Here is a 16,846-nt window from a genome sequence, read left to right on the forward strand (position 1 = left end):
GCGCGACCTCACCAGCTGTCGAAGGAGACGATGCTCTCCACCGGCGGCCGGGCGGCCGGCCGGAAGTCGGTGCCGACCGTCCACGCCACGGGCAGCAGGGCCACCTGGGTGTAGTCCTCCGGGATCCCCAGGATCTCCGCGGCCCGCTCGGCCTGCCGCAGGTGCAGGGTGGTCAGCACCGACCCGAGCCCGCGGGAGCGCAGCGCGAGCTGGAAGCTCCAGACGGCCGGCAGGATCGAGCCGAACCAGGACGCCTGGCCGGCCAGCGGGAGCCCGGTCGGGTCACCCTTGGCGCAGGGGATGACGTGCACCGGCACGCGGTGCAGCACCGACGGCGACTACCAGGGTTGGAAGCCGGGGGCCTCCGGATAGCGGCCGTCCAGCAGGCTCAGGATCTCGTCGGCGAGCTCCTGGCTGTCCTCGTCCGTCGCGTGCACCAGGAGTCGTGGCCCGATGGCCTCCGCCGGGATGCCGAACGCCGTGAGCGCCTGGAGGCCGAGGGCGGCCTTCTGCTCGCCGGAGACATAGCGGGCGAAGGGCTGATGGAAGCTCCTGACCCAGTCCTGGGAGGGCGCGGGCTCGCCGCCCACGTCCGCGAAGGCGTCCGGGCGGTCCACCATCAGCCGCTTCAGGGCAGCGGTGAGGGTCTCGGTGACCTGCAGCTCCGCATACCGAGCAGAGGCGTGGTCGTCGATCTCGTCCCAGCGCTCGGCGTGCTCAGGACCCTCCAGGCCGGAGTCGTCGAGCGCCTCGTAGGCCCGTGCGGTCTCGTCGATCAGCGCGACCACGTCGGCCAGCCCGAACCATGCGAAGCCGGCGCGGCCCTCGCCGGACCACCCCTCGCCGATCTCCATCTCGATCCCCGAGACGACGCTGCCGGCGGCGGCGTAGCCGTCGAAGCGCAGCGCCCGGGCCAGGGCGAGGTCACCCTCGCGGTCGCTGGCGGCCACGCCGGCGGTCGCGCGGTTCCAGACCTGGACCGCGCGGTCGGCCAGGCCCTCCCCGGCCGCCTGCTCCCCGTCAGTGGTCATGGCCACCGCCACCCTCGGTGGTGTCCGCGTCGTCCTCGGGCTGGTCGGTCTGCTCGGCATCACCGGTCGAGGTCGTCGCGTCGTGGCCGTTCCGCAGCCAGGCGGAGACGTCCTCGCGAGGCTCGGACCCCCGGTCGCGCAACCACCGGTCCATGAGCTCGATCTCGCCGGTCTGGGCGTCGGCCATCCGCTGGGCGACCGCGAGCACGTCGGGGTCCTTGGCGCCGTGGATCGCCGCCTCGGCCATCTGCACCCCGGCGATGTGGTGCGTGGTCATCAGCTGCAGGAAGAGCACCTCGGCCTCTTCGCCGCTGGCGTCGGTCAGCTCCTGGATCTCCACCGGGGTGGCCATGCCGGGCATGGTGACGCCGGGCGGGAGCTCCATCGAGGAGTGGTCGTGCTCGGAGTGGCCCTCCATCCACAGCATCCGCTCGCCCTCGCGGGCCCGCGGCAGGTCCCACTCGCCCAGCCAGGTCGCCATGACGCCGCGCTCGAACTCCTGGTTGTTGATGATGTCCGTCGCCAGCCTGCGGATCGACTCGTCGTCGGTGCGCTGCATCACCAGCACCGACATCTGCGTCGCCTGCGCGTGGTGCTCGCTCATGTCGCGGGCGAAACCGGCCTCGACGCTGTCGTCGGCCGGGTGGTGCGGGGAGAAGGTCAGCCACCCCAGCAGCACCCCCAGGCACAACGAGGCGATGCTCACCAGCGCGAGGGCGGGCGCGCCGAAGGTCCGCCACCGCTCGCGCGACATCGTGGGCCGACGGACGACGGTCTCGTCCCCGGTCTCCGGGGCGGTCACGAGCGGGGGACCAGGTCGGTGGACGTCCCGCTGCTGCAGGCGGCGCCGAACTCCGGGGTGGTCTCCGGGTTCTGCTTGAACTCCCGCACGTAGGCGGTCAGCACCTTCTCGTCAGCCGAGTCCAGCTTGAGCTGGTTGCCCCAGCTGCTGGCGGCGACCGGGGTGTCCTGGTCGGCCTTGGGCGAGACGAGCATGTAGTCCTGCTCACCCAGCTTCTTCAGCACCTCGATCTGCTCGGCAGGCAGGTCCGGCTGGTAGGTCAGCCAGACCGCACCGTGCTCCAAGGAGTGCACGGCGTGCTCGTCGGGGATCTCCTCGTCGTAGACGCCGCAGTTCCACCACGCGTCGTGGTGCGGGCCCCCGACGGGCGGGTTCTCGGTGTACTCGATCGGCTCCGCGCGGTGCGCGGCAGCCTCATACTCATAGCTCTTGACGCCCGACAGGTCGGCCAGGGCGGGGCTGTCCTTGATGATCGCCCAGGTGATGCCGCCCACGATGAGGGCGACGACGAGCGCGGCGGACCCCCAGATCATCAACCCGCGGCGACGCTCCGCGGAGGCGTTCGCCTTCTGGATCTGGGCGACTTTGCTGGCGCGGTCGCCAGGTGTGTTTCGGTCGGGACGCGGCACGGTCGGGGCTCCTGTGGGGACGGGCAGGACGGACAGAGGCACAAGGGTATGTGGTTTTTCTCGGGAGTTCCTGAGAACTCACCCAGGTGCGGTCTGGGATGATCTGCCGCGTGGCAGAACATCCAGCATCCTCCAGACCTGGCCCGATGACCCGACGGCTCGGCAGCGCGACCCTCCTGGCGCAGGCGATCTCGGTCTTCTTCGGAGGGCTGGTGGCCTGGCAGCTGGACGAGGCCTTCGGCGGGGACCGCGGCATCACCCTGCTCTGGGTGATCGGGGCCATCTCCGTCCTGTGCCTGGTGGCCGCCGGCGCGCTGCGCACCCGGGCCGGTGTGGTGCTGGGGTGGGTGGCCCAGGTGCTGACCCTGACCAGCGGGCTCATCCTCCCGGCGATGGTGGTCGTCGGACTTCTCTTCGCGCTCCTGTGGTGGCTCTGCCTGCACCACGGCGGGCGCATCGACCGTGACCGCGCGGCGTGGGCCGCGGAGCAGGGGGCCTGACCGATGGACTTTCTCACCGCAGCGATCCTCGGTCTGGTGCAGGGCCTGACCGAGTTCCTCCCCATCTCCTCCAGCGCCCACATCTCGATCGTCGGCCGGGTCATCGGCCAGGACGACCCGGGCGCGGCCTTCACCGCCATCAGCCAGCTGGGCACCGAGGCGGCCGTCCTCATCTACTTCTGGCGCGACATCGTCCGGATCATCAAGGCCTGGTTCGCCTCCCTGGCCGGCCGGATCCCGCGCAACGACCCCGACGCGGTCCTGGGCTGGTGGGTGATCCTGGGCACCTTCCCGATCGCGATCCTGGGCCTGGCCCTGCAGGACTGGATCGAGACCGACCTGCGCAGCCTGTGGATCACCGCCACGATGCTGCTCGTCTTCGCCTTCGTCATCCTGGCCGCCGAGCGCGTGGCCACGCAGCGCAAGGAGCTGCGCGACCTGACCTGGAAGGACGGCCTGGCCTTCGGCTTCTGGCAGGCGCTCGCGCTCATCCCTGGCGTCTCCCGCAGCGGCGGCACGATCGCCGGTGGTCTGTTCATGGGCTACACCCGCGAGGCTGCGGCGCGCTACTCGTTCCTGCTGGCCATCCCGGCCGTCCTGGCCTCCGGCGGGCTCCAGCTCGTCAAGGTCTTCACCGGCGACGCCCTCGGCTCCGGCACCGCGTGGGGACCGATCTGGGTCGCCACCGCGATCGCCTTCGTCGTCGGCTATGCCGTGATCGCGTGGTTCATGCGCTACATCACCACCCACACCTTCACGCCGTTCATGATCTACCGGATCGTGCTGGCCCTCGTGCTCTTCGCCCTGCTGGGCATGGACGTGATCCAGCCCTGAGCCTTTGAGCTCCGGCACCTCTGCGGCGGGCTTCACGACGCGCCTCAGTACCCTGGAGCCGTGACTGAGACTCCCCAGACCGAACGTTCCCTCGTCCTCGTCAAGCCCGACGGCTACCGTCGCGGCCTGACCGGCGAGGTGCTGCGCCGCATCGAGGCCAAGGGTTACACCCTCGCGGCGCTGGCCGTCGTGACCCCGACCCAGGAGCAGTTGGCCGCCCACTACGCCGAGCACGAGGGCAAGCCCTTCTACGAGCCGCTCGTGGAGTTCATGTCCTCCGGGCCCGTCACCGCCGTCGTCATCGAGGGCAACGGCTGCATCCCCGGCTTCCGCTCGCTCGCCGGCGCGACCGACCCGACCGCCGCTGCGCCGGGCACCATCCGTGGTGACCTCGGCCGGGACTGGGGCGTGAAGGTCCAGCAGAACATCGTCCACGGCTCCGACTCCCCGGAGTCCGCCGCGCGCGAGATCGCGATCTGGTTCCCCGAGCTGGGCTGACACCGGGCACGACCCTCGGCCGGCCGCAGAAGCAGGTCCCGCCCACCCGGGCGGGACCTGCTTCTTCGTTTGCGGGTCGGCTTCCGGTTGCGCCCCTTCGACGTCGTCAGCAGAGTGTGGCCACGGGCCATCGTCGGGTGGCCACCGACCAGGAGGTTGCAGATGGGCACGCACGAGAACGAGAACGGCCGAAGCAACGAGAACGGCGGCGGCGGCGACGGCGTCGCGGCCGACGAGAGCTTCCAGGACACCAACCTCGACCAGGACGGGCTGCACGATGCCTTCGAGTCGCTCGACCCTGACACGGCAGGTGGCGCACCACTGAGCAGCGCCAGCGCGGATGGCGGTGCCGACGGTGGCGCGGATGGCGGCGCTGACGGTGGCGCGGATGGTGGTGCTGACGGTGGCGCGGATGGTGGTGCTGACGGTGGCGCGGATGGCGGTGCTGATGGTGGTGCCGACGTGGCCTCCGGCGGTGGCGAGGGTGCCAGCGAGGACCTCACGGGCTCGGTCGGCCGTGACGGCGGTGCCGGTGGCGGTGCCGATGGCGGTGCCGATGGTGGTGCCGACGGCCAGGCCGGATGACCACGACGCACGCCGACGGGCAGGGGGCCGCGCGGGATCGCGCGGCCCTCGCCCGTCTCCTCGGCCACACGTCCGTCGACGATTTCGCCGCGCAGCACTGGGGGCGCAAGCTCCACCTGGCCACCGTGGAGGAGCGTGGCGGGGACGACTTCGCCGACCTCTTCAGCCTGGCCGCCGTCGACGAGCTGATCAGCCAGCGCGGCCTGCGCACGCCCTTCCTGCGGGTGGCCAAGGACGGCACGACCCTGCCCGACCGGGCCTTCACCTCCGGCGGCGGCATCGGGGCCGGCATCGCCGACCAGGTCAACGACGACAAGCTCCTCCAGCTCTTCGCCAACGGGGCCACGATCGTCCTCCAGGGACTGCACCGCACCTGGGCCCCGATCCGCGAGCTCAGCGCCGACCTCGCCGCCGACCTCGGTCACCCGGTGCAGGTCAACGCCTACATCACCCCGCCGCAGAACCAGGGTTTCGCCGACCACTACGACATCCACGACGTCTTCGTCCTGCAGATCCACGGCGAGAAGCGCTGGGCGCTCCGTGAGCCCGTCCTCGACGCCCCCCTGCGTGATCAGCCCTGGACCGATCGCCGGGGCGAGGTGGAAGAGGCGGCCGCGCGGGCCCCATACCTGGACACCACCCTGCGCCCGGGTGACTGCCTCTACCTGCCGCGCGGTTGGATCCACAGCGCCCGCGCCCTCGGCGGCGTCACCGCGCACCTGACCATCGGCGTGCACCAGTGGACCCGCCACCACCTGGCCGAGGCGATGCTGGACCGGGCCCGCGCCGGGCTCGCGGACGCCGGGCAGGTGCGCGCCAGCCTGCCGCTCGGCGTCGACCTCACCGCCGCGGACCGGCTGACGGACGAGGTCGAGACCGCCCGCGAGGCGCTGCTGGATGCCGTGCGTGCGCTCCCCGCGGACGAGATCGTGCGGGTCCTGCGCGGCAAGGAGCGTGCGGCCCAGCGCCCCGCCCCGGTCGCGCCCCTGGCCCAGCTCGCGGCCGCCGACGCGCTCACCGGCGACGACCTCCTCCGCCTGCGCCCGCACCTCCTGGTCGACGTCCTCCCGGAGCGGGACGGCACCGTCGTGGTGTCCTCACGAGCAGGACGATTCGGTATGCGGCGCGCTCACCTTCCCGCCCTCCGTCGCCTCCTCGACGACGGGCTCGTGCGGGTGAGTGAGCTGGCGGCCGACCCGGACGAGGCGCTCGAGTTGGGCCGCCTCCTGCTGCGGCGAGGGGTGGTCCTGGTGGAGGGCGGCGGGTCAGCCCGGACGACGTGAGGTCGTCATGTCCTGGAGCAGGGCGGCGTGCGCCTCGTCCCAGGTCTGCCGGGGGTGGCGGGGCATGTCCGGCTCCAGGACCGAGTGCCATCCATCCAGCAGCGTGCCTCGGTGGTCCAGGAGGGCCGGCACGGCGAGCGGCACCGGGAAGCCGTTGCGCCACATCGGCTTGTAGCTCGCGACATTGCCCACGTTGGCCTGCCACACCAGCAGCTCCCAGCCGAGGGAGCCGAAGGCGTGGTCGATGACGAGGGCGACCGCTTCGGTCATGACGCCGCGGCCGCGGGCCTGCGGGTGGGTGACGAAGCCGACGTCGCCGCAGCGGCGTTCGCCCTCGCCCGCCACGGGGCGCAGATCGATCGAGCCGACGTAGTCCTGGTCCTGCTCGATCGCCCACGAGATCTGGTCCGGGGAGGGCTGGCTGATGCGGGCGAGATAGTCCCTGGCCATGTCCTCGGTGTAGGGCGACGGCACCGTGGTCCACCGCACCGACTCGGGGTCGAGGCAGCGCTCCAGGACGGGCCCGAGGTCGTCCAGGGTGTGCGGACGGAGGGTCACGCGGGGTCCGGTGAGGACGGGGATCTCCAACGCGGTCGCCATGCGGGAACGCTACCTGCCGTGCGCCTGAGACACTGGAGGGCATGTCCCCTTCCGAGCTGCCCGAGGTCAGCTGCAGCGTCGCCGCCCGTGAGCGGCAGGACCCGATGCTGGGCACGGCGCCGCCGCAGCGTCGCTACCTGCTCGTGGAGCAGGAGGGCGGCTGGGGCCGCACGGGCTTCCCCGAGCTGGCCCTCCAGGGGGACATCCGCGACGAGGTCCAGCGGCGGGCCGAGGCTGCCGGGGCGCGGGTCATGCTGATCCGCCGACCCGGGCGGCACGCCTCCTCGGTGTGTCTCATGCGGGCCTGGTGCGTGGTCGACACCCAGGCCCCGGCGGGCCACAAGGTGACCTGGGGGACGTGGGCCTATCCCGCCGAGCTGCTGTCGGCGGTGGAGCGGGTCGAGGAGCTGGCCGCTGCCGCGGATCTGCCCGCTGCCGACGAGCCGGTCGAGAAGCAGGGCGACGTAGACCCCATACCCTCCTCGTCCGTCGACGAGCCCCTCATCCTCGTCTGCACGCACGGCAAGAAGGACCCCTGCTGCGCGGTCCGGGGACGCCCCGTGGCCGCCGCCCTGGCCGCCCGGCACCCGGAGGCGACGTGGGAGTGCAGCCACACCGGGGGTGACCGGTTCGCGGCCAACGTGCTCCTGCTGCCGGACGGCGCGATCTACGGAGGGCTGGACGTCGACTCGGCGCTCGCTGCGGTGGATGCGCACAGGGACGGCCGGCCGGACACGGCCCACCTGCGCGGCATCAGCGGCTGGCCCCGCCCGGTGCAGGCCGCCGTCGTCGCCGTCCACGAGAAGGCCGGGCCCCTCCCGTGGGGCTCGGTCCGCCCGGTGGGCACGCGGCCGCTCGCCCCTGCGGCCGGTCAGGTCGAGGCGTCGACGGTGCTGCTGCGGCTCGCCGACGGACGTCGCGCGCAGGTCGACGTCCAGGAGCACGTGCGCCCCGCGGCCCAGCTGACCTGCCGCACCGACGCCACGAAGGTCTCGCAGGTGCCGGTGGCCACGGCGGTCCGGTTCGACCCCGCCAGCTGACCTGCCACCCGCCGCGCAGCCGACCCCGCCAGCTGACCCCGCGCCGCGGTCACCCGATGGGGGTCCGGTTGTCTACGATCACCAGGTGACCTCCGCCGCCCGCCCCGCGCCCCGTCGGGGCGGATGGTCCCCGCTCGGGCGCGACGTCGCCGTCGACCTGGGCACGGCGACCACGCAGGTCCACGTCCGAGGCCGGGGGGTCGTGCTCGACGAGCCCAGCCTCGTGGCGGTCGACACCACGACCGGCCGCCTCGTCGCCGCCGGGACCGCCGCCCACGAGATGCTGGGCCGCACGCCCGAGAAGGTCCTCACCCTGCGGCCCCTGACCGACGGCGTCATCACCGACTCCGAGGTCACCGAGCAGATGCTGCGGCACTTCATCGGCACGGTCCGGCCCTCCCGCCTGCTGCGCCCGCGCACCGTCGTCTGCGTCCCCAGCGGCGTCACCGCCGTCGAGCGCCGGGCGCTGGAGGACGCCGCGATCCGGTGCGGGGCGCGCGGGGTCTACGTGCTCGAGGAGGCGATGGCGGCCGCGATCGGCGCCGACCTGCCCGTCGACGCCGCGACCGCCTCGATGGTCGTCGACATGGGTGGCGGCACGACCGATGTCGCGGTCATCTCCCTGGGCGGCATAGTCAACGCCCGCAGCGTCCGCACCGGCGGCGAGGAGGTCGACGAGGCCATCGTCCAGGGCGTCAAGGACGGCCACGACCTGCTGCTGGGGGAGCGCTCCGCGGAGGACATCAAGCTCAAGGTCGGCGCCGTATGGCCCCTCGCGCAGGAGCTGACCACCCGGGTCCGTGGCCGCGACCTGACCACCGGCCTGCCCCGCACGATCGACCTCGGCAGCGAGGAGGTCCGCCGGATGATCGAGCCGGTCACCGCCCAGGTCGTCGAGGCCGTGCGCCAGGTCCTGGACATCTGCCCGCCGGAGCTGTCCGGCGACCTGCTCGACTCCGGCGTGGTCCTCACCGGCGGCGCCTCCCTGCTGCGCGGCTGGGCCGAGCGGCTGCGCCACGAGCTCGGGATCCCGGTCCGCGTGGCCGACGACCCGCAGCACGCCGTGATCCGCGGCGCGGGTGCCTGCGTCGACAACTTCTCCTCGCTGCGACGGGTGCTCGTCAGCACCCCGCACCGCTAGCGCGAGGAGCAGGTATGCGGTCACGCACCTCCTCACGCACCCTCACCGCGGTCGCAGCGAGCCTCACGCTCCTCACCGCGGGCGTGGTCGTCGTCGACCTGGCCCGCCCCGGGTTGACCGCCCCGGTGAGGAAGGCCGTGGCGGACGTCGCGGCCCCCGCGCAGGAGCTGCTCTCCGGCTGGGACGACGGGCGGCTCACCCAGCTGACGGCCGAGCGCAACGAGCTGGCCGCAGAGGTGACCCGGCTGGAGGAAGAGGTCCGGCGCCACGGACAGCTGGAGGCGCTGCAACGCTCGTCGACGTGGGGCGACCACACGCTGGTGCCGGCCCGGGTGGTCGCCTTCTCCCCGTCGACCTCGCCGGTGGGCGGCCGGTCGGTGACGATCGACGTCGGCTCCGCCGACGGGATCTCGGCCGACCAGACGGTGGTCAGCGTCGACGGGCTCGTGGGCAGGGTGCTGCGGGTCGGTGCGTCCAGCAGCGACGTCCTGCTCCTGGGCGACCCGGGGGTGGTGGTCGGGGTGCGCTTCGGGGCCAGCGGCGCGCTCGGCACCGTCCAGGGGACGCCCGCGCCCGGCCTGCCCGCCCGCGGGCACGGGGAGCTGACCCTCACCGCCCTGGGCGACACCGCGATCGAGGTCGGGGACGAGGTCACCACCCTGGGCAGCCCGGACGACCGCCCCTACGCGGCGCAGATCCCGCTCGGGACGGTCACCTCGGTGGACCCCGACCGGGGGCAGCTGGGCGCGACCGCCATCGTGCGCCCGCACGTCGACACCGACCTGCTCGACCTGGTCGCGGTGGTCCTCGTGGACCGCGGCGGGCCAGAGAGTCGGGAGCAAGGGGCGCGAGGGACGTCGGGGGAGCAGGGGGACGAGAGGTGAACCGCATACCCGGGGTGCTGGTGCGCGCGATCCTCCTCGTGCTGGCCGTCCTGCTGCCGAGCGCGTGGCCGGCCGGCGTGGCCCGACCCGACCTGGTGATCCTCGTCGTCGCGGCGGCGGCCCTGATGGGTGGCCCGCGGACCGGGCTGCTCGTCGGCCTCGTCGGCGGGTGGCTGGTCGACCTCGTGCCGCCCGGCGCCGAGCCGCTGGGGGCGAGCGCCCTGACCTACGCCGCGGCCGGGACCGTGCTGGGGCTGGCCCGGCGTTACGCGACCGCCTCGCCCCTGCTGCCCTGGGTCGCCACCTCACTCGCCGCGGCGCTGGTCCTGGGGGTGCGGGCCGTCACGGCCGCCGCCGGCGTCGGGCGGGTCGTCGCCGGTGAGCTCCTCTGGGCCTGGGTCATCACCCTGGTCGTGGCCGTCCTGCTGCTGCCCGGCCTCATCGCCCTCGAGCGATGGCTGCGCGAGAGGCGCTGGGCGTGACGGGTCCCCAGCCACGCCGCGTCGCCCCGTCGCGACGACGTCCACGGGTGGCCGTGGTGCGACCGCAGGTCACCCCACCACGGGTCCGACGCAGCCTCGGGACCAGGCCGGTGCTGGCGGTGCTGCTCACGGTCGTGCTCCTGGGGCTGGTCCTGCTCGGGCGGCTGTCCTACCTGCAGCTCGTGCGGCACGAGGAGCTGGCCGTCGCGGCCGCCGAGGTCAGCACGCGCGAGATCGTCACCCCCGCCCTGCGCGGGCGGATCCTGGCCGCGGACGGTGAGCCGCTGGCGGCCAACGCGCCCTCCAGCGTCCTGACCCTGGACCCCCGGGTCGTGATGGAGTCCGACGACGAGGGCCGGGCGCTGGTGGAGTCCGTCGCCGACGCCCTCGAGCTGCCGGTGGACCAGCTCTGGGGCCGGACGCGGCTGTGCGGCACCCCGGACGCGCCGCCCGTGCCCGCCTGCTTCTCGGGGTCGCCCTACGAGCCGATCCCGATCGCGTACGACGTCGACCCCGTCGCCGCCCTGGCCGTGCTGGAGCGCCCCGAGGCCTTCCCCGGCGTGGCCGTCCAGACCCTGCCGGTGCGTGCCTACCCGGCCCCAGGGCAGGTCAACGCCGCCCACCTGCTGGGCTACCTCGGCCGCCCCACGCAGGAGGAGGTGGACGCCTCCGGGGGCGCGCTCGACCCGCAGGAACGGCTCGGGCGGGCCGGCCTGGAGCAGGTCTACGACCAGGCCCTGCGCGGGACCGCCGGGCGCACCACGGTCACCGTCGACCCGCGTGGGGTCGTGACCGGCCAGGTGGGGCGCACCGACCCGCGGCCCGGGCCCGACCTGGTCACGCACATCGACGTCGACCTCCAGCGCGCGACCGAGGAGGCGCTGCGCACGGCCGTCATCGAGGCGCGGCGCGAGGACTACCCGGCCACGACCGCGGCGGCGATCGTCCTGGACCCCACCACCGGCGCGGTCCAGGCGGCCGCGAGCTGGCCCACCTACGACCCCGGCATCTGGACCCGGGGCGTGACCCAGGGGGAGTACGACCGCCTCCGCGACCCCCGCCGCGGCGAGCCGCTGGTCAACCACCTGGTGGCCGACACCTACCCGCCGGCCTCGACCTTCAAGGTCGTCTCCCTGCCGGCGGCCATCCAGACCGGCGTCGACCCCGAGGACGACTACGCCTGCCCCGGAGCCGTCACGATCGCCGGTCAGCGCTTCACCAACCACGAGTCCGCCGCCCACGGCGAGATCGACATGGACCGCATCATGGAGGTCTCCTGCGACACCACCTTCTACCGCTGGGCGCACGAACATTGGGCCGACCTCGGCGGGGTGGGCCAGGAGTCGGACGCGGGCGACCGCTTCATCGCCGTCGCCCGCGGCTTCGGGCTGGGCCGGCCGACGGGCATCGACCTGACCGCGGAGGCCGCCGGGCTGGTGCCCTCGCGGGAGTGGAAGCGCGACTACTGGGAGGCGACCAAGGACGAGTCCTGCCGCCGGGCCGAGGAGGGCTACCCGGACGTCGAGGACGAGGAGCGGCGCCGGTTCCTGGAGCAGCTGGCCGAGGAGAACTGCGTCGACGGGTGGCAGTGGCGTCCCGGCGACGCGGTCAACTTCGCCATCGGCCAGGGCGACGTCCAGGCGACCCCCGTCCAGGTCGCGGTGACCTTCGCGGCCATCGCCAACGGCGGCCAGCTGTGGCAGCCGACGATCGCCGCGGCCCTGCGTGCTCAGGACGGCACGGTCGTCGAAGAGTTCGCGCCGCAGTCGCAGGGGCGCGTCGCGCTGACCGACGAGGCGCTGGAGGCGGTCCGCAGCGGGCTGGAGGGGGTCAACCTGCGCGGCACGGGAGCCGCCGCGTTCGCAGGGTGGCCGCACGCCGCATACCCCCTGGCAGGGAAGACCGGCTCGGCCGAGGCGTTCGGCAAGCTCGCGACCTCCTGGTACGCCTCCTACGGGCCGACCACCGAGCCCGAGCACGTCGTCGTGGTCGTCGTCGAGGAGGGCGGGCTCGGCTCGGAGACCGCCGCACCCGCCGCCCGCGCCATCTGGGACGCGATCCTTGCCGTAGGGTCAGGCTCGTGAGCGAGACAAGCACCGCGAACGACCCCATCAGCCCCGAGCTGCGCGCCGACGTGCGCCGCCTCTCCACCCTCCTGGGCCAGACCCTGGTCCGTCACCACGGGCAGGAGCTCCTCGACGCCGTCGAGCAGGTCCGGCTCACCACCAAGGCCAGCAAGGAGGGGGACGAGGGTGCGGCCGAGCAGGTGCGGCAGGTCCTCGCCGACCTGCCGCTGACCCGCGCGACCGAGCTGGTGCGGGCGTTCTCGGCCTACTTCCACCTGGCCAACGCCGCCGAGCAGGTGCACCGCGTCCGCAACCTGGCCACCCGTGACGAGGCCGAAGGCTGGCTGGCCAGCGCCGTGCGCGACATCGTGGAGGCGGGCGGGCCCGAGCTGCTGGCCGACACCGTCGAGGAGCTCGACGTGCGGCCGATCTTCACCGCCCACCCCACCGAGGCCTCCCGTCGCAGCGTCCTGACCAAGCTGCGCCGCCTCTCCGACGTGCTGGCCACCTCCACCGAGCCGGACACCCTCGCCCGCCGCCGCCAGGACCGCGACCTCGCCGAGCTGATCGACCTGGTCTGGCAGACCGACGAGCTGCGCCAGACCCGGCCGACGCCGATGGACGAGGCGCGCAACGCCATGTACTACCTCAACGAGGTCCTCTCCACCACGATGCCCGAGCTGCTCGGCGACCTCGCCGACCTGCTGGCCGAGCACGGCGTCCAGACCGACGTCACCCGTCCGCCGGTGCGCTTCGGCAGCTGGATCGGCGGCGACCGCGACGGCAACCCCTTCGTCACCCCCGAGGTCACCCGGGACATCTTGCAGCTGCACGCGCGCACCGCGGTCCGGGTGGCGCTCTCCCTGCTCGACGTCCTGGTCTCCCAGGTCTCCTCCTCCACCGCGATGGTGGAGGTCTCCCCGGAGCTGGAGGAGTCGCTGCGTCAGGACCTGGAGACGCTGCCGCACGTCGACCCGCGCGTCCTCGCCCTCAACGCCCAGGAGCCCTACCGGCTCAAGCTCACCTGCGTGAAGGCCAAGCTGCTCAACGCGCTGGAGCGGATCGAGGCCGGCAACGACCACGAGCCCGGCGTCGACTACGCCGACGTGGGGGAGATCCTCGCCGACCTGCAGCTGGTCTCGGAGTCGCTGCGCCAGCACGGCGGTGAGCTGATCGCCGACGGCCGGATGGCCCGGGCCACCCAGACGATCGCCGGGACCGGCCTGCACCTGGCCACGCTCGACGTGCGCGAGCACGCCGAGAAGCACCACGAGGTGCTGGCACCCCTCTTCGACGCGCTCGGGTCGCCCGCGGCCGTCACCTCCGTCGGTGCTCCGGAGGACGGCGGAGGGTATGCGGCACTCGACCGCCCCTCCCGCGTCACCCTGCTCGGGGAGGAGCTGGGCTCGCGCCGGCCGCTGCTGACCCGGGCCGCCCGGCGCGAGCAGACCCTCGCCGTCTTCGACGAGATCCGCCACGCGATCAAGGACTTCGGCGAGGAGGTCGTGGAGACCTACATCGTCTCGATGACCCAGGGCGCTGACGACGTCCTGGCCGCGGCCGTCCTCGCCCGCGAGGCGGGCCTGATCGACCTGCACGGCGACGCGACCGGAGAGGGTGCCTTCGCCCGCATCGGCTTCGCGCCGCTGCTGGAGACGATCGAGGAGCTGCGCGGTGCGGCCGACCTCGTCGACGCCCTGCTGTCGGTGCCCTCCTACCGCGAGGTGGTGCGGCTGCGCGGGGACGTGCAGGAGGTCATGCTCGGCTACTCCGACTCCAACAAGCAGGCCGGCGTGCTGACCAGCCAGTGGGGGATCCACCAGGCCCAGCGCGCGCTGCGGGACGTGGCGGCGAGGCACGGCGTCCGGCTGCGGCTCTTCCACGGCCGGGGCGGCTCCGTGGGGCGGGGCGGCGGGCCGACCTACGACTCGATCCTGGCCCAGCCCAGCGGGGTGCTCGAGGGCGAGATCAAGTTCACCGAGCAGGGTGAGGTCATCTCCGACAAGTACTCCCTGCCCGCGCTGGCCCGCGAGAACGTCGAGCTGGCCGTGGCCGCCGTCATGCGGGCCACCGCGCTGCACCGCGACCCGCGGACCACCGCCGACGAGCGCGAGCGCTTCGGGCAGGTGATGGACCTCGCCTCGGACGCGGCCTTCGCCGCCTACCGGCGCCTCATCGACGACCCCGACCTGCCGGCCTACTTCGTGGCCTGCAGCCCGGTGGACCAGCTGGGTGAGCTCAACATCGGGTCGCGCCCGAGCAAGCGCCCCGACACCGGCAAGGGCCTGGACGGGCTGCGCGCGATCCCCTGGGTCTTCGGATGGACGCAGACGCGGCAGATCATCCCGGGCTGGTACGGCGTCGGCTCCGGCCTGCGGGCCGCCCGCGAGGCCGGCCACACCGACACGCTCAAGGAGATGCTCGAGCGCTGGAACTTCTTCGGCGCCGTGATCTCCAACGTGGAGATGACCGTGGCCAAGACGGACCTGGACATCGCGGCGCACTACGTGGGGACGCTCGTGCCCGAGGGGCTGCGGCACGTCCTCGACGACATCCGCGCCGAGCTGGACCTGACCGTCACCGAGCTCAAGGCGCTCACCGGTGAGGACGACCTGCTCGACGACCAGCCGACCCTGAAGCGCACCCTCGCCGTCCGCGACAACTACCTGGACCCCATCTCCTACCTCCAGGTCGAGCTGCTCCGCCGGCTGCGCGAGGAGGACGGCGCCGACGAGACGACCAAGGGCCAGCTCCAGCGCGCGCTCCTGGCCACCGTCAACGGGGTGGCCGCGGGCCTGCGCAACACGGGCTAGGGGCGGGAGAGGTCTCTTCATGAGAGCGCCTCTCACCCGGCGGTGCGAGGGTGGAGGACATGAAGCAGACCATCAGCCGCTCGACCGCCCTCTCCGCAGCGCTCGCCCTGACCCTCAGCCTGGGTCTGGCGGCGTGCTCCGACGACGCGGCGGACGACGCCCCCGGCGTCACCGCGGAGCAGCCGGCCGGCACCCCCACCGGTGACGCGACCGACGACGCCACCGATGACGACGCCACCGATGACGCGACCGATGGCGACGCCACCGACGACGACGCCACCGACGATGACGACGACATGACGGGGGCCGCCACCGGGGCGGCCGGTGCCTCGGAGGGCCTGACCGCGCTCGCGCTCTCGGCCATCGCGACCGCCGAGGACGAGGTGGGCGGCACCGCCTACGCCATCGACGACCAGGACGACGACGGCACCTGGGAGATCGACCTGCGCGTCGGGGACCGCTCCCACGAGGTGACCGTCGCGCAGGACGGTGCGTCGGGTGTCGAGAAGAACGAGGAGGAGGACCTCGACGACGACGACCGCGCCGGTCTGGACGCTGCCACCATCACCATCGCCGAGGCCATCGAGATCGCGATCGCCGAGGTCGGCGGGGTGCTCGACGACGCGGAGCTGGGCGAGGACGACGGGCGCCACTCCTTCGAGGTGACCCTGGACGGCACCGACCGTGGCGACGACGTCGACGTGAAGATCGACGTCGCCACTGGCGAGGTCATCGAGATCGACGGCTGACCAGGGCCGTCCCGGGTCGGTGCGGGGCGCCAGGACCTGAGACGATCTGAGGATGCCCGAGGGACACACGCTTCACCGGCTCGCCGGCTCGATCGACGACGCGTTCGGCTCCACCGTGCCGCACGTCAGCAGCCCGCAGGGCCGGTTCGCCGAGGGTGCGGCGCTGCTGGACGGCACGGTGCTGGAGCGCTCGTGGGCGCACGGCAAGCTGCTCTTCGTCGACTTCGCCGACGAGCGCACGCTCTACGTCCACCTAGGGCTGATCGGCAAGTGGTTCGTCCTGCCGGTGGCCCCGGAACACGCCGAGACCGGCCCACCGGTCACCGGCGAGGTGCGGCTGCGGATCGAGGACGGTCGTCATGTCGCCGACCTGCGCGGTCCGATGGCCTGCACCGTCGTCGACCAGGGAGAGGTCGCACGGTTGGTCGCCCGGCAGGGACCCGACCCGCTGCAGGAGGTGAGCGACCTCAACGACCCGGATGCCGCATACCGCAAGATCTCCCGTTCGGGGAAGACGGTCGCCGAACTGCTCATGGACCAGGGCGTGGTGGCCGGCGTCGGCAACATCTACCGCTGCGAGGTGCTGTGGCGCCACCGCCTCCACCCGCTCAAGCCGGGGAGGTCGCTCAAGCGGGCCTCCTGGCAGCTGATCTGGGACGACCTGGTCCACCTCATGCCCTATGGCGTGCGGACGGGGTCGATCATCACCCTCGACGACGTGCTCGAGGACACGGCCGCGGCGCTGGCGCGGGGCGAGACGCCGGTCGTGCCGCGTGAGTTCGCGGTCTACCAGCGCACCGGCCAGCCCTGCCTGCGCTGCGGGTCGACCGTGCGCACCAAGGTCGTCGCGGGCCGCAACCTGTTCTGGTGCGGGGGATGCCAGCGCCGCACCTGACCGGGCGCGCCCAC

18 protein-coding genes are annotated in these 16,846 nt (G+C 73.2%); 13 read left to right on the forward strand and 5 right to left on the reverse strand.

Annotation, left to right across the window (positions count from 1 at the left end):
• Nucleotides 1–8: 8 nt before the first annotated feature.
• Genes ACTMMA_RS01300 through ACTMMA_RS01315 form a run of 4 tightly spaced genes read right to left on the reverse strand, consistent with a single transcriptional unit; the run spans nucleotide 9 to nucleotide 2,462 of the window.
• On the reverse strand, nucleotides 9–329 hold the full coding sequence (locus ACTMMA_RS01300; RefSeq protein WP_441188283.1) for a nitroreductase family protein: 321 nt from the start codon (nucleotides 327–329) through the stop codon (nucleotides 9–11).
• Nucleotides 330–338: 9 nt separating this feature from the next.
• On the reverse strand, nucleotides 339–1,031 hold the full coding sequence (locus tag ACTMMA_RS01305) for a hypothetical protein (protein WP_441188284.1): 693 nt from the start codon (nucleotides 1,029–1,031) through the stop codon (nucleotides 339–341).
• Nucleotides 1,021–1,833, reverse strand: coding sequence for a DUF305 domain-containing protein (locus ACTMMA_RS01310; protein ID WP_441188285.1), 813 nt, complete (start codon nucleotides 1,831–1,833; stop codon nucleotides 1,021–1,023). Before ACTMMA_RS01310 ends, ACTMMA_RS01305 begins: the two co-directional genes overlap by 11 nt.
• Nucleotides 1,830–2,462: a thioredoxin-like domain-containing protein gene (locus ACTMMA_RS01315; RefSeq protein ID WP_441188286.1), complete on the reverse strand. Its 633-nt coding sequence runs from the start codon at nucleotides 2,460–2,462 to the stop codon at nucleotides 1,830–1,832. The genes ACTMMA_RS01310 and ACTMMA_RS01315 overlap by 4 nt, the downstream gene beginning before the upstream one ends.
• A gap of 146 nt (nucleotides 2,463–2,608) precedes the next feature.
• Here ACTMMA_RS01315 and ACTMMA_RS01320 point away from each other — a divergent pair, with 146 nt between their 5' ends.
• The 5 genes from ACTMMA_RS01320 to ACTMMA_RS01340 all read left to right on the forward strand — a co-directional run bounded on the left by ACTMMA_RS01320 (nucleotide 2,609) and on the right by ACTMMA_RS01340 (nucleotide 6,162).
• Nucleotides 2,609–2,962 carry a DUF4233 domain-containing protein gene (locus tag ACTMMA_RS01320; RefSeq protein WP_441188287.1) on the forward strand — a complete coding sequence of 118 codons (354 nt, stop codon included), beginning with the start codon at nucleotides 2,609–2,611 and terminating at the stop codon, nucleotides 2,960–2,962.
• Between the two features lie 3 nt (nucleotides 2,963–2,965).
• Nucleotides 2,966–3,796 (forward strand): undecaprenyl-diphosphate phosphatase, encoded by an 831-nt coding sequence (locus ACTMMA_RS01325; RefSeq protein ID WP_441188288.1) that lies wholly within the window; start codon nucleotides 2,966–2,968, stop codon nucleotides 3,794–3,796.
• 60 nt (nucleotides 3,797–3,856) lie between these two features.
• Nucleotides 3,857–4,294 (forward strand): nucleoside-diphosphate kinase, encoded by a 438-nt coding sequence (gene ndk / locus ACTMMA_RS01330; RefSeq protein WP_441188289.1) that lies wholly within the window; start codon nucleotides 3,857–3,859, stop codon nucleotides 4,292–4,294.
• A gap of 162 nt (nucleotides 4,295–4,456) precedes the next feature.
• Complete coding sequence (locus ACTMMA_RS01335) at nucleotides 4,457–4,879, forward strand: BatC protein (protein ID WP_441188290.1); 423 nt, start codon at nucleotides 4,457–4,459, stop codon at nucleotides 4,877–4,879.
• Nucleotides 4,876–6,162, forward strand: coding sequence for a cupin domain-containing protein (locus ACTMMA_RS01340; protein WP_441188291.1), 1,287 nt, complete (start codon nucleotides 4,876–4,878; stop codon nucleotides 6,160–6,162). The genes ACTMMA_RS01335 and ACTMMA_RS01340 overlap by 4 nt, the downstream gene beginning before the upstream one ends.
• On the opposite strand, the gene ACTMMA_RS01345 is transcribed toward ACTMMA_RS01340, so the two are convergent.
• Nucleotides 6,145–6,762, reverse strand: a complete 618-nt coding sequence (locus ACTMMA_RS01345; RefSeq protein WP_441188292.1) for a GNAT family N-acetyltransferase — start codon at nucleotides 6,760–6,762, stop codon at nucleotides 6,145–6,147. The two genes, ACTMMA_RS01340 and ACTMMA_RS01345, sit on opposite strands and share 18 nt — an antisense overlap.
• A 41-nt stretch (nucleotides 6,763–6,803) precedes the next feature.
• Here ACTMMA_RS01345 and ACTMMA_RS01350 point away from each other — a divergent pair, with 41 nt between their 5' ends.
• The 8 genes from ACTMMA_RS01350 (at nucleotide 6,804) to ACTMMA_RS01385 (ending at nucleotide 16,832) form a co-directional block, all read left to right on the forward strand.
• A complete protein-coding gene (locus ACTMMA_RS01350; RefSeq protein WP_441188293.1) occupies nucleotides 6,804–7,802 on the forward strand; it encodes a ferredoxin family protein in 999 nt (332 codons plus the stop codon).
• Between the two features lie 85 nt (nucleotides 7,803–7,887).
• Nucleotides 7,888–8,943 carry a rod shape-determining protein gene (locus ACTMMA_RS01355; protein ID WP_441188294.1) on the forward strand — a complete coding sequence of 352 codons (1,056 nt, stop codon included), beginning with the start codon at nucleotides 7,888–7,890 and terminating at the stop codon, nucleotides 8,941–8,943.
• Between the two features lie 14 nt (nucleotides 8,944–8,957).
• Entirely contained in the window at nucleotides 8,958–9,827 is an 870-nt protein-coding gene (gene mreC / locus ACTMMA_RS01360; RefSeq protein WP_441188295.1) for a rod shape-determining protein MreC, read from the forward strand.
• Nucleotides 9,824–10,309: a rod shape-determining protein MreD gene (locus ACTMMA_RS01365; protein ID WP_441188296.1), complete on the forward strand. Its 486-nt coding sequence runs from the start codon at nucleotides 9,824–9,826 to the stop codon at nucleotides 10,307–10,309. The genes mreC and ACTMMA_RS01365 overlap by 4 nt, the downstream gene beginning before the upstream one ends.
• Nucleotides 10,306–12,393 carry a penicillin-binding protein 2 gene (mrdA, locus tag ACTMMA_RS01370; RefSeq protein WP_441188297.1) on the forward strand — a complete coding sequence of 696 codons (2,088 nt, stop codon included), beginning with the start codon at nucleotides 10,306–10,308 and terminating at the stop codon, nucleotides 12,391–12,393. The genes ACTMMA_RS01365 and mrdA overlap by 4 nt, the downstream gene beginning before the upstream one ends.
• Nucleotides 12,390–15,188 (forward strand): phosphoenolpyruvate carboxylase, encoded by a 2,799-nt coding sequence (ppc, locus tag ACTMMA_RS01375; RefSeq protein WP_441188298.1) that lies wholly within the window; start codon nucleotides 12,390–12,392, stop codon nucleotides 15,186–15,188. The genes mrdA and ppc overlap by 4 nt, the downstream gene beginning before the upstream one ends.
• 59 nt (nucleotides 15,189–15,247) lie before the next feature.
• Nucleotides 15,248–15,937 (forward strand): PepSY domain-containing protein, encoded by a 690-nt coding sequence (locus ACTMMA_RS01380; protein WP_441188299.1) that lies wholly within the window; start codon nucleotides 15,248–15,250, stop codon nucleotides 15,935–15,937.
• Between the two features lie 52 nt (nucleotides 15,938–15,989).
• On the forward strand, nucleotides 15,990–16,832 hold the full coding sequence (locus ACTMMA_RS01385) for an Fpg/Nei family DNA glycosylase (RefSeq protein WP_441188300.1): 843 nt from the start codon (nucleotides 15,990–15,992) through the stop codon (nucleotides 16,830–16,832).
• The last annotated feature ends 14 nt before the right edge of the window (nucleotides 16,833–16,846 follow it).

Origin of the sequence: Ornithinimicrobium panacihumi (genome assembly GCF_052073805.1) — a bacterium.
Classification (GTDB): Bacteria; Actinomycetota; Actinomycetes; order Actinomycetales; family Dermatophilaceae; genus Ornithinicoccus; species Ornithinicoccus panacihumi.